The following is a 15,950-nucleotide window of genomic DNA, read 5'->3' as shown; positions in this document are numbered from 1 at the left end:
TGCCAGCGGCATCCTTTGACGGATGCCGCTGCACTCAGGCGATCAAGGCGCCATGGCCAACGTGCTGATGCCGCCCTTGGCCACCACGGTGCCGGTGGCCACGCCGCCCGGCGCACCACCCGGTGGTTCCAGGGTGACGGCCAGGATCGCCTCGTTGCTGAGCATCGGCATCAACGGCGCCGGGATGGACGCGCGCCGCGCACGCTGGTCGTCGAACACGCCCATCGAGTGCGCCTTGCCATCGGGGGTGATCAGCCACAATTCCGGCACCTTGCCGGCAGTGGCGGTGCGATCCAGCGGCGTCACGGTGATGACCTGCTTGTCGGCATCCATCAACGCCACATAGCCCGGGCGCCCATCGGCGGTGGCCAGTGTGGAGGTCATCGCAATGCCGGTTGCCGGCGGAGTGACCGGTGGCTTGGCCGGCGGTGTCTGCACGATCGGCGTGTTCTGCACCGGGCCAGATGGCGGCGCGGTCGGCGGAGTGCGCACGCTCAGCAAGGCCAGCACGCAGACCGCTGCAGTGGCCAGGCCACCGGCACTGGCCCAGCGCCAGAAGCGCACGCTGTTCCATAGCGGAACCGCAGCCGGTGGCGCCGGGCTCTGCACGCCGGATGCGGGCACCGCATGCAACGGTGTATCGAAGCCCAGTGCCTGGCGCACACGCGTCCAGACCTGGTCGGCCGGTGTCACCGCGGCGATTTCTTCCAGCAGCGGCGCCAGATGTTCTTGCCATTGCGCCACTGCCTGCGCGAACTGCGCATCGGTGGCGATGCGCTGCTCCACGGCCAGACGGTCGTCGGCGCTGAGCAGGCCCAGCACATACTCGCCGGCCAGCACGTCGCGGGGTGGTTCCTGGTCGATGGGGAAGGGCGTGCTCATCGTTCCAGACATGCCTTGAGTTTGGCCAGACCCCGGCGGATCCAGCTTTTGACCGTGCCAATCGGCGTATCGGTGCGCTCGGCCAGTTCTTCGTAGGTAATGCCTTCGAAGAACGCAGTGCGGATCAGCTCGCTGCGTGGCGGTTCCAGTTCGGCCAGGCAGTGATCGATGCGGCGGCGCGTGGTGAGGCGTTCTGCGCGCTCCAACGGCGAGGCATCGGCCGAGCGCAGTTCGCCGGCATCGTCCAACGCCACGTTACGGCGCTGCGGCGCGGTGGCGCGCAGATGGTCGATGGCCTTGTTGCGCGCAATCATCGCCAGCCAGGTCAGCCCGCGCGCACGGCTCGGGTCGAACTGCCCGGCCTTGTGCCAGATCAGCGTAAACACGTCCTGCAGCACTTCTTCGGCTTCGGCGCGCTGCGGGATCATGCGCAGGCACACCCCGAACAGTTTGGGCGAGGTTTGCCGGTACAACGCTTCGAAGGCGTGGCGGTCGCCGCCCGCCGTTGCGGTAAGCAGGCGTCCGGTCTCATCGTCGTCGTGGCCAGGAATGGCACTCATGCGGTCGGGCGTTGGCGGAGGTGGCGCCGATCGTACCGGACTGGGCCGAAAGAGTCTTTCATCGGTGCTTGAACCACAGCAGCACGGCGGCGAGCAGCAGCAGGATTTCCACACCCGCCAGTGCCACCGTTGGCGCGGAGACCGGCCACAGGCGCGAGAGCGAGACGGTGCGGAACAGCACGATGGGCACGTAGAACGCCAGTGCGACCAGCAGGCCGGTGCGCGGTTGATCGATCCAGGCGAAATAGCCGAACAGGAAGGCCATGCCCAACTGCAGCCCGCCATAGATGACCAGGTATTCGGACTGGCCAGCCGGCGACAGCTGCGTGTAGCCCACCGCCGTGGCGGTCTTGCTTGGCGAGAGGGTGCACCAGATCGCCAGGACGACATAGAGCACTGCGTTGATCCAGAGATAGGCCTTGGCCATGACGATGCTCCTGCAGGGGAAAGGGCTGCCCGGGCCGTTGTACGCAAGCGCGTGTGGGCGGGTGTGAAGAGCGCGGCGGTGCTCACGGCACGTCGCATCGCGCAACCAGCGGTTGCTCGCGGGCCTGGCGCAGCGACTCGGCGTTGGCCGGCTGCGCCGGTGTGTCGGGAAACACGATGCGCACGCGCGGATAGCGGCCATTGGCATCGCGCAGATTGCCCACGCCACGGAATTCCAGCAGGCGCTTGTCGGCGATGGCGTAGGTGACTTCCAGGGCCGGCAGCGCCGCGCCATACCAGGCATCCAGGCTGACCTTGTAGCGGCGCTGCCCGGCGGTCTCGCCGATGCGTTGCACGCGGAACGTCAGTTGACGCTGCAGGCTGGGCAACACGAATTCCACCTGCTGCGCAGCGCTGCCAAGAGCGGCCCAGTGCGTGCGCAGATACGCATCGAAGCCGGCATCGATCACGCGTGGCGTCTCGGTGGCCGGCAGTGCGGTGCGGCGTTCCGGCTTGCCCGGGAGCTGTTGGTACATCTCGCGCACGCCGTCGCGCTGCCGCACCCCTTCGCGATAACCATCGCGGCCATCGACCAGGCTGAAATTGGGCGCACTGCCGCCGCCATCGACCTGTTTGCGCGCGAAAGGCTGCCCGTCCTTGCAGCGGTACAGCACCAACCGCCCGCCGTCATCGAGTAGCCAGTGCGACTCACGGTAGCGCAGCGCACCGCTGTCGCCATCGAAGGCATCGCCGTCGACGCGGGTGACCGCGGCGGCAGCGCCCAACGGCAGGCAGGCCAGCACCAATAGCAGCAACGGCGGTGTGGGGCGGCAAAGCGTGGCGAGCTTGGTAACGGCGGCGGGCAGGCGCATCGGCGCGTTCCTCGATGACAGTCCTGACCTCATACGAGCGCGTCCGCAGCACGGATGCGGCGGGAGGCGTCAGGGGGGTCCTGACGTCGGAGGATGGGCGGGCGGCGAGCGTCTGTGACAGTGATCGGCGCACGTGGCCGGTGCGGGGTGTCGGTCGGGGTGATGCGGGCTGGCTGGCGGGGGTGGGGAGCTGGTGCTGATACTGATGCCTGGAGCGGGCGAACAACCGCGTTCAACGATGTGCGCCTCGCCACCCCCTGCTTCACTCAGTGCCCTTCGGCATTCGGGGATCTGACGACGTGTCGCCATGTAGAGGCGAAGGCGCAGAGGGCCCTGGGGCGCGTGGTTCATGCGCTTGGGCGATGCCATCATTCCGTCTGCTCGGCATCGCCGTTGGCGGCCAGGGCGCGGACACCGTCGAATAGGCGCGGACTATGCCTGCGGACCTGCGCAGCCGTTTTCGACCGCTGCGCTTAACCGACTACACGCAGCTCGATGCAATCCACCGGGCAGGCCGGCACGCATAGCTCGCAACCGGTGCACAGCGGGGCGATCACCGTGTGCATATGCTTGGCGCCACCTACGATGGCATCCACCGGGCAGGCCTGGATGCACTTGGTGCAGCCGATGCAATCGGCTTCCACGATCCAGGCCACCTGCGGGGGCAGATGGGTGCCGCGGCTGCGGTCATATGGGCGCGCCGGCACCTGCAGCACCTGTGCCAGCGCCCGCGCGCCCGCATCGCCGCCGGGCGGGCAGTGGTCGATCGTGGCCTTGCCCTCGGCCATCGCCTGCGCATAGGGGCGACAGCCGTCGAACCCGCACTGGCCGCATTGGGTCTGCGGCAACAGGCGGTCCAGACGTTCGACCAGCGTGGGGAGCGAGGTGGGCATTACGCGGCGTGTCAGTGCAGTTGCTGGCCGCGGTACCAGCGCTGCTGCGCCAGTGCGAGCATGGGCCGGTCTTCGCGGCTGTCGCCATAGGCATGCACGCAGTCGTACTGCGCCAGTGTGTAGCGCAGGCGAATCTGCGCAGCCTTGTGCGGGCCGCAATCGCCATCGGCGTAGCGGCCGGTGAGCCGGCCGGCCGCGTGCTCCAGCCGGTTGCAGATCAGCGAGAGGCCATGCTGCGTGCACCACGGCTGCAGGTACAGGTCCAGCGATCCCGAGACCAGCACCACCTCATGGCCTTGGGCCTGGTGCCAGTCGATGCGTCGCATCACCTCCGGGTGCAACACGCCCGGCAGGTCGGTGCGTGCATAGCTGGCGCCGTGCGTCTGCATCTCGTCCAGGGCGCGGCCCGTGAACACCAGCCGCGTCACCCGCGCGCGCAGGCGCGGCGCCGACACCAGCCCTAGCCGATAACCCGCCACCCACGGACCCACCTGCCACCGTGCCGCCGCCCGCTGTTCCGGGCTGGCCACCTGGCGCAGGAACCGCGCGTAGGTGTCGCAGGTGGTCACGGTGTGATCGAAATCGAACAGGGCGAGTTGCATTGGGGCGGGGATTGGGGATTCGGGATTGGGAAATGCGTCGTCTGCTGTCAGAACGTCGTTCGCGCTGCGTTGCACTGTGGAAGCCGAGCAGGCGTGAGGGACAGGGCCGCGTGCGTTGCGATTCCCGATTCCCCACTCCCGATTCCCTGCTTCACCGTACCGGCATCCCCGGCTGTGCGCCCGCATCGGCGTCCAGCAGCGCGAGGGCGCCGCCGTCGAAGCCGGCCGAGAGGATCATGCCTTCGCTGATGCCGAAGCGCATCTTGCGCGGGGCCAGGTTGGCGATGAACACCACGCTGCGGCCGACCAGCGTTTCCGGCTCGCCGTAGCTGGCGCGGATGCCCGAGAAGATCTGGCGCTTGCCCAGCTCGCCGGCATCCAGTTCGAAGCGCAGCAGCTTGTCGGAGCCTTCCACCGCTTCGCACACCAGCACCTTGCCGATGCGCAGATCGAGCTTGGCGAAATCGTCCATGCCGATGAAGCCGGGATTGGCGGTTGGGGATTGGGGATTGGCAACGGCGGCGGGCGCTGCGTCGGCCTTGCTCGGTGCGGGCTTGGTGGTCGCAGCCGGTGCCGCAGGTGCGGCCATCGTGTCTTTGGAAGCGTCGGTCATGGCGTCGATCAATTTGGGGTCAATGCGGGTGAACAGGGCGATGTAGGGCTGGATGACATGGCAAGTGAGCGGGCGGCTCACGTCCTCCCAACTGGTCATCGGTGCCGACAGGAAGGCCTCGGCCTCGGCGGCGGTACGCGGCAGGATCGGCTTGAGCGCGGCCACCAGCAGGCGGAACAGGTTCAGGCCCTGCGTGCACACCGATTGCAGTTGCGCGTCGGCGCCTTCCTGCTTGGCGATCACCCACGGCTTGGTGTCGTCGATGTACTTGTTGGCCTCGTCGGCCAGCGCCATGGTCTGGCGGATTGCACTGGCCGGGTCGTTGCGCTCGTAGGCTTCGCGAATCGGCGCCAGTGCCTCGACAAAGCGCGCGTACTGCGCCGGATCGGGCAGCGCGTCGGCCAGCTTGCCGTCGAAGCGCTTGCCGATGAAGCCGGCGCAGCGGCTGGCCAGGTTGACGAACTTGCCGACCAGGTCCGCGTTCACCCGCGCAACGAAATCGCCCAGGTTGAGGTCCAGGTCGTCGACGCCACCGGAGGATTTGGCGGCGAAGTAATAACGCAGCGCCTCCGGCTCCAGGCCGACATCCAGGAACGTCCGCGCCATCACGAAGGTGCCGCGCGACTTGGACATCTTGGCGCCGTCCACCATCAGGTAGCCGTTGACGTGCAGCCGGGTTGGCGCGCGGTGGCCGGTGCCATGCAGCACCGCCGGCCAGAACAGGCCGTGGAAATTGACGATGTCCTTGCCGATGAAGTGGTGCAGTTCGGTCTGCGTGCCGGCCGCCAGATGCGCCTGGAAGTCTTCGCCCATCTGCGCGCACAGGGTCTTGAAGCTGCACAGGTAGCCGATCGGCGCGTCCAGCCAGACGTAGAAATACTTGCCGGGCTGGCCGGGAATCTGGAAACCGAAATACGGCGCGTCGCGCGAGATGTCCCACGCGCGCAGGCCGCCTTCGGCATCCAGCCATTCCTTGAGCTTGGCCTTGACGCCCGGCAATGCCACGTCGCCATCCAGCCACTCCCGCAGGAAGCCGTCGAAATGGCCGACTTCGAAGAAAAAGTGCTCCGAATCGCGCAGCTCGGGCGTGGCGCCGGAGATCACCGACTTGGGCTCTTTCAGCTCGGTCGGCGCATAGGTCGCGCCACAGACTTCGCAGTTGTCGCCGTACTGGTCGGCGCTGCCGCAGTTGGGACAGATGCCCTTGATGTAGCGGTCCGGCAGGAACATGCCCTTGGCCGGATCGTAGAACTGCGCCACCGAGCGGCGGCTGATATGGCCGGCGGCCTCGAGCTTGGTGTAGAAGGCTTCGGTGAGTTCGCGATTGACCGGCGAATTGGTCGAATCGTAGTGATCGAAGGTCACCCCGAACGCGGCGAAATCGCGCTCATGGCTGGCCTGGATGTTGGCGATGAAGGCCTCTGGCGTGACGCCCGCCTTTTCGGCCGCAAGCATGATCGGCGTGCCATGGGTGTCATCGGCGCAGACGAACCAGGTCTTGTCGCCGCGCAACCGGCGCGCGCGCACCCAGATGTCGGCCTGGATATAACCGACCAGATGGCCAAGATGCAGCGGCCCATTGGCATAGGGCAGGGCGGTAGTGACGAGTGCGGTGCGGGTCATGGCGGGCGTAATGCGGGGGACACGTGATTATCGCACGGCTGCGCACGGGTCCAGGCGCAGTTGCCCACTGCCGGGAGCAGCAGCCCCGACCGCCAGCCACCCGGGCGTTATTCCCCGGGTGGCTGGGGCCTCCCTACTGCTAGAAACGATGATTCAGCGTGAACATGTAGCGCCGGCCCAGGCCGTCGTAGACGTTGGGGAAGGCGACCAGCTTGTCGGTCACGTTCAGCGCTGCGAGATTGACGCTGGTGTTCGTATCGAAGGCGTAGCCCACGTTTGCGTCGTAGGACGTATAGCTCGGGACGCCCAGTGGGGCGCGTGTCTCAACGGTATCGGTGAGGTCATACACCACGCTGCTGGAGTAATTGGCACTGAGGCCGAGATTCCAGTGGCTCGTCATGTAACGCGCGTTCCATTGGAACTGACGCTTGGGATTATCGATCTCGCCAACCGCTTCGTCCGGCGGGATCCCGGGCGCAGCGGCACTTTCCAGGGTCTTGGGGAAGTAGCCGTAGAAGCTCAGGTCAACGATGCCCTTGCCCCAGTCCACATCGGCCAGATCGAAGCGATAGTTCACTTCGGCGGTCCAGCCGCGGAAATTGGTGTATGGGCCATTGGTGTACTCGGTCCGGATACTGTTGGCGACCCCGGTCTGTGGATTGCGCGTGATCAGGCTGCAGAAATTGTTCGCGTTGGGCACGTCATTGGCATTGAAGGTGTCGCTATCGAAGCAGCCTGAGGTGATGTCCTCCTCCGACAGGGTGGTGACCGAGTTGGTGATCTGGATGTCGTACCAGTCCGCCGCGATCCGCAGGCCCTTGACCCATTCCGGCTGCAGCACGATACCGGCGGTCCACGATTCTGCTTGCTCGTTCTGCAAGCGTGTATTGCCGCTGACCGAACCAAGCTGGCTGCTCGGCGCCTCTTCGAACGAGGCAGGATCGGCATTGGTGTAGAAATCGAAGAACGCTTGGCAGTTGCGCGCGCGTACGCCTGGGCGAGGGCCACTGCCAATCTGTGCAGCACTGCAGGGCTCGGGGATGAAGTAATACGCAGGCTGCTGGCTGGTATAGAGCTCGGCGATGGATGGCGCCCGGAACGAACGTGTCTTGTTGCCGCGCAACTGGACGCCCTGGAAAGGCTCGTACTGCAGCCCATAGGTGTAGGCGCTGAACCAGCCGTTGACCGTGTTTTCGACCCGGCGAATCTTGCCGGTCAGGTCCAGCCGGTGCAGGCCGGGAATGCCGGCGTCCGGATTCACCAGCGGCGCGAGGATCTCGCCGAAGTATTCATTGGTGGTGAACTCACCCGATGCGGCCGCGATGGGAACCGAGCGGCCCTGGCCCAGTCGTTCGAAGGTGCTGGGCGTAAAGCTGCCTTCTTCCTTGCGGCGCTCGTACCCTGCATTGAAGCGCAACTCGCCGCCGGGCAGGTCGATGATTGCACCAGTGATGTTGGCATTGAAGACCGTTTGCTTCATCTGTGCTTCGGCGTGGGTCGGGGCAATCACATAGTTGCGTGCGGCACGTGAGGCCACGCCTTCGCCGAACAAATTCAAGGGGGCGCAATTCGGATCGACGGTTGTGCCTGCGGCGCTGCTGTCGCAGACGATCTGCCCGGCGCTATTGCGGGTGACATTGATCGCGTTGATGAAGTTCTGCTGGATCAGGTTGTCGTTGTAGTAGTCGAAGTTGCCTTCGCCGTGGTTGACACTGGCTTCCCAGTTGAACCCGCGGCCTGCTGCATCGAAGCTGCCCTGCAAGCCAACCACAGCGCGCCAGAGGTTGGTGTCGGTGCTGGACTGGTTTTGCACCAGGTCGCGCGAGGAGCGCGACAAAACGAAGTCCTCCACGCCCAGGTTTTGCAGCGTCTGGCGATTCTGTTCGGTGAGGAACGGGTTGTTGATGTTGAAGTTGAGCGAGCCGCTTTGATCGCCGCTGCCATCCACGGAGCCAACGCCGAATCCAGTGGCGTTGTAAACGTTCTGGTCCACCAGTTCGCGTGCGGTGGAGGTATAGAACGAGGCCTCGAAGAAACCGGAGACCTGGTCAGTGAAATCATAGTTGCCGAGTGCAAATACCGTCTTGCGATCCAGATCGGAAATGATCTGCGTAGTTTCCTGCAGGTTCACGCCGTCGCCGCCTGACGCATCACTGATGCCGAAGTTGGTGCCAGGGTTGTAGTTGACCAGGTTACCGTTGCGATCGAACTGCACGAATTGATCTTCATTGGCGCCAAACCCGCGTAGCTGACCACTGGCGTCGCGCACGGTGCCCGCATCGGACGGGAACAACAGTCCACCCCACGTCATGTCGCTGATCCGGCGATTGCGGATCAACACGCGTCCGGGGATGCCATCGTTGGGGCCGGTGTTGAAGCCAATGCCAGGATTCACGCGGCCGTCGTTAGCCGGCGTGCGGCCGGGCTGGAAATTGGCGATCGCGCTGGCGGACGGGTTTGCGCGGGTCGAGTAGGCATCACGGTAGAAACGGCGTGCGGTACCGAGCACGCCCTGGCTATTGTCGGCATCCAGCGCAATGGTGATGTTGCCGCGGCCCCCGCCAAAATTGCTGCCAAGCAGGGCGGAATAATTGAAGCGCTCGTTGTCGCCACGGTCGGTCAGCCCATAGCCCATACGGACTTCGGCGCCGTCAAAATTTTTGCGCAAGATCAGATTACTGACGCCGGAAATTGCATCCGAGCCGTAGGTGGGTGCACCGCCAACACCGATCGTCTCGACCTGGTCGATGAGGATGGTCGGGATGACATTCAGGTCCACCTGCGTGCCGCCGCCAGATGGACCGAACACGGTTGGCGGGTTGGAGGTCACAAAGCGCCTGCCGTTGACCAACGTTAGCTGGCGGTTGGAGCCCAGCCCGAAGCGCCCGATGAAATTGACACCTGCGCCGTAGCCTGACTGGTCGCCGCGGGAGGTTGCGCCAGCCCCGAAGCTGGGCTGGATGAACAGTGCGTCGGCAATATTGGTAAAGCCGTACCCCTGGATATATTCGGCGCCCACCACGGTGGCCGGTTCCAGCGAATCAAACCCAACCCGGCCGATGCGCGAGCCAGTCACCATGACGCTGTCGAGCCGCTTGGCGTCCGGCGCGTCGCCAGCCTGATCTGGGGCGGTTTGGTCGGCGGTGGTCTGTGGATCGGGCGAAGACGCAGTTGCCGTGGCTGCAAACGCGGACAGCACGGCAGCCAGGGCCAGGCTCAGCGGCGCCGGCGTCAGCCGCCGGGTGTGATGGGTCATGCTCTCTCTCTCCGAAGTGACAAAGTGATGCGGGAGCGCTTTGCGCCACCGCGATGAATCCTCAGTGGTTGGTTAACCCACGGTTAATTCATCTCACTGTTGCGCTCGCTTGGCAAGCGCGCATCACGCGGTTGCTTCGGATATCGGGCTGCTGCTTCGTTCCTTCTGCGCGACATAAAGCAGGGGCTAAGCGTGGCGCGCGAAGGATTGGCAGGCGAACAACTGCGGAGGTCTTGCGTCCGAGCGGTTCAGTCCCAAGCGATTGGGTGCCAAGCAGTTGGAGTCATCTGCAGTGACACGCCGATGGCGGATCGCCAGATATGCGGGTGGCAGAAGATAGGCGTACTTCGCGCTCGCGGGAGTCTACTGGAGGGCTGCCGGTCTTCAGGCTCAGCACCGCTTCCGGCTGTTGGATCGCATTGCGATTCAAACGGTGGCGCCTTGCGCGCCACCGGGATTCATAGGTCCGCTGGCTTACTCGCGCACCCAGGTCTGCGTGCGGCCCAGGGCTTCGATGCCGACATAGCCGCGCATCTGCAGCTTCTTGCCGCCTTCGGTCAGGGTGATCTTGGCCTTGTAGGTCTTGCCCTTGGCCGGGTCGAGCACCGAGCCGCCGCCCCACACGGCGGTGCCGTCGGGCTTGAGGCCCCACAGGATGGTCATGCCCTTGATCGGCTTGCCTTTGAGCGCACCGTCGCACTTGTCGCAGGTGGGGTTGGGCCCATGGTTGGATTGCAGGATCTCGACCACCTTGCCGCTCAACGTGCCGTTGGCGAGCTGTTCGATCTGCACCACCGACTTGGGCTTGCCGGTTTCGTCGTCGATGGTCTTCCAGTGGCCCACCGGCGAGTCGGCGGCTTGGGCCAGCAGCGAGGCGGCGGCCAGCGGCAGGGCCATGATCAGGGTCTTGAAGGTCTTGCGCATGTGTCCCCTCCCAGGGAGTGCAGTGGCCACCGTCGGCAGCCTGATCGCGAATGTATACCGTGGAGTATGGTGGCGGAAAGCCGCGCTGCGGCATGCATTCATCCAAGTCGGTGCGCCTGGCGGGCGCGACCGTACCCGGCCGGCGGGGCTTACTACCTGCCGTTGTTCTGCTTCAGCAGCGATCAGTACTCCTCTCACGTCATCTCATACAACTCCAGCGGCAGGTCGTCCGGGTCGGCAAAGAAGGTGAAGCGGCGGCCGGTGTATTCGTCCACGCGGACCGCCTCGGTGTCCACGCCGTGGGCGGTGAGATGGGCGACGGCCGCATCCAGATCCTGCACGCGGAAGGCCAGGTGGCGCAGGCCACGCGCCTCCGGGCGGCTGGGGCGCAGGGGTGCGCCCGGAAAGGAGAACAGCTCGATCTGCCCGCCATCCGGCAGCGCCAGGTCCAGCTTCCAGGAGTCGCGCGCCTGCCGGTAATGCTCATCGAGCACCCGCAGGCCCAGGATCTCGCAATAGAACTGCTTGGAACGTGCGTAATCGCCGGCAATGATTGCAACGTGGTGGATCCCGGCGAGCATCATGCGGCGCTCCTGGCGGTGGCCTGCGGCGCGATAACCAGTGGCGACAGAATCGACAGGCCGCAGCGTTCAGTGCGCAGGCGTTTGCGCTCGATGGAGCGCGCGGCAGCGGCAGCACGGAGCGCGCAGACTTTGCGAGATTCAACTGCACGCGGCAACGGCAGGGCATCGATGATGCGGGAGCCCGCGTGGTAAGTGCGATAACAGGAGGGCATGGCGGCAAGCTGGCAAAAACGAGTCGTCAGGATACCCGCATGCCGCTGAGCGGCAGGGCCACGTCACAGCTCACCATCGCATGGCTGTGCTCGCCTGCACGTGCGTGGCAGGATGGGGTGCCACCGATCAGAACCACGCATGTCCGAGCCCTCGTCCACCCACGCACCGCAGTTCCAGCGCAGCATGCAGGTGCGCCATCTGGTGATGCTGTCGCTGGGCGGCGTGATCGGCACGGGATTGTTCTTCAACACCGGCTACATCATCGCCAGCACCGGCGCGCTGGGTACGGTACTGGCGTACCTGATCGGCGCGCTGGTGGTGTACCTGGTGATGCAATGCCTGGGCGAGCTGGCGGTGGCGATGCCGCAGACCGGTGCGTTTCATGTGCATGCCGCGCGCTATCTGGGGCCTGCCACCGGCTACGTGGTGGCCTGGTTGTACTGGCTCACCTGGACGGTGGCGTTGGGGTCCAGCCTCACCGCTGCGGCGTTCTGCATGCAGTACTGGTTTCCGCACAGCCCGGCGTGGCCGTGGTGCCTGCTGTTCTGCGTGCTGATTTTCAGTTTGAACATGGTGTCGGCACGCTGGTTTGCCGAAGGCGAATTCTGGTTTTCGCTGATCAAGGTGGTAACCATTGTGGTGTTCATCGTGCTGGGCGCCGCGGCGGTGGTCGGCTGGCTGCCATTGGCCGACGGCAGCCCGGCGCCGGGAGTGCGCCATCTGCGCGCCGATGGCTGGTTTGCGCACGGCACCGTGCCGATCCTGATGACAATGGTGGCGGTGAATTTCGCTTTCTCCGGGACCGAGCTGATCGGCATCGCAGCCGGCGAAACCGCACAGCCTGCACGCGCAATCCCGCTGGCGATCCGCACCACGTTGATCCGTCTGGTGGTGCTGTTCGTCGGCACCGTGCTGGTGCTGGCCGCGTTGCTGCCGGCGCACGCGGCGGCGGTGGAGACCAGCCCGTTCGTGCGCGCCTTCGAGCTGCTGGGCATTCCGTATGCCGCAGGTCTGCTCAACGCGGTGATCCTCACCGCGATCCTGTCGGCGGCCAACTCCGGGTTGTATGCGGCGGCCCGCATGCTGTGGTCGTTGGCCAACGAGGGCACCTTGCCTGCCCGCTTTGCGCAGCTGACCCGGCGTGGCATCCCGCTGCCTGCGCTGGTGCTGAGCATGCTTGGCGGGCTGCTGGCGCTGCTGACCGGTGTGTACGCGGCCGACACCGTGTTCGTGGCGATTTCTGCAGTCTCCGGGTTTGCGGTGGTGGTGGTGTGGCTGAGCATCTGCGCCTCGCATTACTGTTTCCGCCGCCAGCTGCTGCGTGACGGTATTTCATTGGACAGCCTGGCCTACCGCGCGCCGTGGTATCCGTGGACGCCGCTGATTGGTGGTGCGCTGTGCGTGCTGGCCTGCGCTGGGCTGGCGTTTGACCCGCAGCAGCGCATCGCGCTGTGGTGCGGGATTCCGTTCGTGGCGCTGTGCTACGGCGCCCATGCAGTGACCCAACGGCTTGCAGCCCGGAGAGTGCGTCCATGACTATTGTTCCCCGCCAACCGCGCGTCGGTGCGCCCTTCAGTGATGTCTTGCAGCGCGACGCTGAGGTGGTGCTGGACGGCGCGCTGGCCACCGAGCTGGAACAGCGTGGCTGTGATCTCAACGACGCCTTGTGGTCGGCACAGGTGTTGATGGAGCAGCCGGAACTGATCTACCAGGTGCACCGCGACTACTTCGCCGCCGGTGCGCAATGCGCGATCACCGCCAGCTACCAGGCCACGCCGCAGGGCTTTGCCGCGCGCGGGCTGGGCCTGGCGCAGTCGCAGGCGTTGATTGCACGCAGCGTGGCGCTGGCGGCGCAGGCGCGCGCGGACCACCTGGCCGCGCATCCGCAGGCGGCGCCGCTGTGGGTGGCCGGCTCGGTGGGGCCGTATGGTGCCTATCTGGCGGATGGTTCCGAATACCGCGGCGACTACGCGCTGCCGGTGGCGCAGATGCTCGACTTCCATCGCCCGCGCATCGCGGCGCTGGTGGATGCCGGCGTGGACCTATTGGCCTGCGAAACCTTGCCCTCGGCCAGTGAGATCACCGCGCTGCGCCTGTTGCTGGAGGAGTTCCCGCAGGTGCATGCGTGGTTTTCGTTCACCCTGCGCGATGCCGCGCATCTGAGCGATGGCACGCCACTGGCGCAAGTGATTCCGGCTCTGGACGCGTGCCCGCAGGTGGTCGCGGTGGGCATCAATTGCATTGCGATCGAGCAGGTCACCGCCGCGCTGCAGTCGCTGGCCGCGCTCACCAGCTTGCCGCTGGTGGTGTATCCGAATTCCGGTGAGCACTACGACGCCAGCGACAAGCGCTGGCATGCGGGAACCACAGTGGCGTGTTCACTGGCGACGCAACGCGCGCAATGGCATGCGGCCGGTGCGCGTTTGATTGGTGGCTGCTGCCGCACCACGCCGGCCGACATCGCCGCACTGGTGGCGGCGCGTACGGCTGGCTGAGCGTGCTCAGCCTTTCTGCGTGGCGATCCAGCGTTGCACTTTGTCCTGCAGGATCTCCAGCGGCACCGAACCGTCCTTGAGCACTTCGGTGTGGAAGGCACGCACATCGAAGCGCGGCCCCAGCTCGCGTTGCGCCTGTTCGCGCAACTGGCTGATCTTCATCTCGCCGACCTTGTAGGCCAGCGCCTGGCCGGGAATGGCCAGGTAGCGGTCCACCTCAGCCTCGGCGTCTTCGCGGGTGACGGCCGAGTTCTGCAACATGTAGTCGATGGCCTGCGCGCGGGTCCAGCCCTGGCTATGCAGGCCGGTGTCCACCACCAGCCGGATCGAGCGCAGCAGCGCGTTCTGCAGGTAGCCGTAGTAGTTGTACGGGTCCTGGTACAGCCCCAGTTCGCGGCCCAGCGATTCGGCATACAGGCCCCAGCCTTCGATGAAGGCGGTCTCGCCACCGAAGCGGCGGAACTTGGGCAGGTCGGTCAATTGCTGCTGAAGGCCGAGTTGGTAGTGATGGCCCGGCACGCCTTCGTGCAGGAACAGGCTTTCGCCCTCCCAGCGCGGGCGCGCGGGCAGGTTGGAGGTATTGACGTAGAAGATGCCCGGCGTGTTGTCGTGCGGGTTGGGGCGCATGTACGAGCCGCTGGCCGCCGCTTGCGCGCGCTGTGGCTCCACCGGGCGCACGTCCAGGGCCGGGATGCCCTGGGTGGCGAACAGGCGGGGGACCGCGGCCTGCACGCGGCTCTGCAGGCCGCGGTAAGCGTCCAGCAGTTCGGACTCGCTGCGGAACACGAAGCGCTTATCGGTCTGCATGAACTTGTAGAACTTGGGCAGGTTGCCGCGGAACTTGACCTGCTTGGCCACGTTCTGGATCTCGCCCTGCAGGCGCGCCACCTCGTCCAGGCCGGTCTGGTGGATCTGTGCCGGGGTCAGGTCGGAGGTGGTGCTCTGGCGCACGTCGTAGGCGTACCAGGCGGCGCCGTTGGGCAGCGCGGCCAGCCCCGCGGTGTCGCGGCAGGCCGGCAGGTATTCGGTGGCGATGAAGCCGCGCAGTGCGCGGTAGGCCGGCATGATGCGGAACTCGATCATCCGCTTGTACTCGGCGGTGATGCGTTGTTTGTCGGCCTCGGGCATGTCGGCGGGCAGGTTGCGGATCGGCCCCCAGAACAGGCTTTCTTCAGCACTGCGCGCAATGATGGCGTCCAGCTGCGGCAGCACTTTTTCCATCAAGGCCTTGGGCTGCACCACCCCGGCCTGCATGCCCGCACGCATGTTAGTGATGGCCTGGTCGAACAGGTCCGGGATGCCGAGCGCGCGGCGCGACCAGTTGTCGTAGTCCTTGACGGTGTTGAACGGCTGCGCGCCGGTGCCCGAGCCCATGACCACCGCAATGCTGGCGATGTTGTAGAACTGGTTGATCGGCAACATCCAGCTCGGGAATTGCTCGGCCGCCAGGGCGCTGCGCGCATCGCGCACGAAGATCTGGTAGCTGAGCAGGTCCTGCCCGCTGAGCCCATCCGGGCCGATCGCCTCCACCTTGGCCAGCCACAGCGTGGTGAAGTCGTGCGACTGCTGGCGGAACGCAGGCGACAGGAAGTTGGGCAGCTGGTCGTTGTAGCGGCTCTCGCCCTGGAAGGTGGCCTGCAACGGGTTGAGCTTCAGCGAGGCATCCCAGTACTGGTCGTACAGCAGCGTGAGTTGCTGTGCCTTGCTCTGCACCACCGGTGCCACCACCGCGCGTGGCTTGGCCTTGGCCTTGGTGCTCCTGGCCGGCTTGGTGGACTTCTTGGCCTTGCCCGCCTTCGCGCGCGTTTGCGAGGTCTGTGCCTTGCCGGTCTTCTTCTTGGCTGCATCGGCCGGTGCGGCCAGCGACAGGCTCAACACGGCGGCCATGGCCAGGGACAGCAGGCGGGAAAAGCTAAGCGGCATTACCGGCTCCGGAAACAAGCGAGCGGGGAGCTTGCCCGATCCGCACCGTTACGGCCAGCCACCAGGGTCATGGCCCGCGCGTGC

The 15,950-nt window shown here is 65.7% G+C and carries 13 protein-coding genes; 2 read left to right on the top strand and 11 right to left on the bottom strand.

What is annotated here, in order from left to right; genetic code table 11:
• Positions 1 to 42 precede the first annotated feature (42 nt).
• The 10 genes from ACCQ09_RS14645 to gloA2 form a co-directional block, all read right to left on the bottom strand.
• A complete protein-coding gene (locus tag ACCQ09_RS14645) occupies positions 43 to 882 on the bottom strand; it encodes an anti-sigma factor (protein WP_040941572.1) in 840 nt (279 codons plus the stop codon).
• Positions 879 to 1,442 carry a sigma-70 family RNA polymerase sigma factor gene (locus tag ACCQ09_RS14640; protein WP_011036526.1) on the bottom strand — a complete coding sequence of 188 codons (564 nt, stop codon included), beginning with the start codon at positions 1,440 to 1,442 and terminating at the stop codon, positions 879 to 881. Before ACCQ09_RS14640 ends, ACCQ09_RS14645 begins: the two co-directional genes overlap by 4 nt.
• Before the next feature lie 58 nt (positions 1,443 to 1,500).
• Positions 1,501 to 1,869, bottom strand: a complete 369-nt coding sequence (locus ACCQ09_RS14635; protein WP_014507208.1) for a DUF4345 family protein — start codon at positions 1,867 to 1,869, stop codon at positions 1,501 to 1,503.
• An 82-nt stretch (positions 1,870 to 1,951) separates the two neighbouring features.
• Complete coding sequence (locus ACCQ09_RS14630; RefSeq protein ID WP_012438840.1) at positions 1,952 to 2,740, bottom strand: hypothetical protein; 789 nt, start codon at positions 2,738 to 2,740, stop codon at positions 1,952 to 1,954.
• Positions 2,741 to 3,213: 473 nt separating this feature from the next.
• Complete coding sequence (rnfB, locus tag ACCQ09_RS14625; protein WP_011036529.1) at positions 3,214 to 3,633, bottom strand: Rnf electron transport complex subunit RnfB; 420 nt, start codon at positions 3,631 to 3,633, stop codon at positions 3,214 to 3,216.
• Positions 3,634 to 3,644: 11 nt separating this feature from the next.
• A complete protein-coding gene (locus ACCQ09_RS14620) occupies positions 3,645 to 4,235 on the bottom strand; it encodes an HAD family hydrolase (protein ID WP_228428045.1) in 591 nt (196 codons plus the stop codon).
• A 151-nt stretch (positions 4,236 to 4,386) separates the two neighbouring features.
• On the bottom strand, positions 4,387 to 6,471 hold the full coding sequence (metG, locus tag ACCQ09_RS14615) for a methionine--tRNA ligase (protein ID WP_040941570.1): 2,085 nt from the start codon (positions 6,469 to 6,471) through the stop codon (positions 4,387 to 4,389).
• A 139-nt stretch (positions 6,472 to 6,610) separates the two neighbouring features.
• Positions 6,611 to 9,727 carry a TonB-dependent receptor domain-containing protein gene (locus tag ACCQ09_RS14610; RefSeq protein WP_047677241.1) on the bottom strand — a complete coding sequence of 1,039 codons (3,117 nt, stop codon included), beginning with the start codon at positions 9,725 to 9,727 and terminating at the stop codon, positions 6,611 to 6,613.
• Between the two features lie 474 nt (positions 9,728 to 10,201).
• Positions 10,202 to 10,651, bottom strand: a complete 450-nt coding sequence (locus tag ACCQ09_RS14605; protein ID WP_019237831.1) for a DUF2147 domain-containing protein — start codon at positions 10,649 to 10,651, stop codon at positions 10,202 to 10,204.
• A 194-nt stretch (positions 10,652 to 10,845) separates the two neighbouring features.
• Positions 10,846 to 11,235, bottom strand: a complete 390-nt coding sequence (gloA2, locus tag ACCQ09_RS14600; RefSeq protein WP_040941568.1) for an SMU1112c/YaeR family gloxylase I-like metalloprotein — start codon at positions 11,233 to 11,235, stop codon at positions 10,846 to 10,848.
• A 351-nt stretch (positions 11,236 to 11,586) separates the two neighbouring features.
• On the opposite strand from gloA2, the gene mmuP reads away from it, so the two are divergent.
• Both mmuP and mmuM read left to right on the top strand, forming a co-directional pair.
• Positions 11,587 to 12,984: an S-methylmethionine permease gene (gene mmuP / locus ACCQ09_RS14595; protein ID WP_040941566.1), complete on the top strand. Its 1,398-nt coding sequence runs from the start codon at positions 11,587 to 11,589 to the stop codon at positions 12,982 to 12,984.
• Positions 12,981 to 13,943: a homocysteine S-methyltransferase gene (mmuM, locus tag ACCQ09_RS14590; protein WP_040941565.1), complete on the top strand. Its 963-nt coding sequence runs from the start codon at positions 12,981 to 12,983 to the stop codon at positions 13,941 to 13,943. The genes mmuP and mmuM overlap by 4 nt, the downstream gene beginning before the upstream one ends.
• Before the next feature lie 6 nt (positions 13,944 to 13,949).
• Here mmuM and ACCQ09_RS14585 read toward each other — a convergent pair whose 3' ends face one another.
• On the bottom strand, positions 13,950 to 15,866 hold the full coding sequence (locus tag ACCQ09_RS14585; RefSeq protein ID WP_011269918.1) for a DUF885 domain-containing protein: 1,917 nt from the start codon (positions 15,864 to 15,866) through the stop codon (positions 13,950 to 13,952).
• Positions 15,867 to 15,950: the final 84 nt, after the last annotated feature.

The organism is Xanthomonas sp. NCPPB 2586, from assembly GCF_041475775.2.
In the GTDB taxonomy this organism is placed as follows: domain Bacteria; phylum Pseudomonadota; class Gammaproteobacteria; order Xanthomonadales; family Xanthomonadaceae; genus Xanthomonas; species Xanthomonas campestris.
The sequence above is the reverse complement of the archived record's forward strand: the minus strand, read 5'-3'. Positions and strand labels throughout refer to the sequence as shown.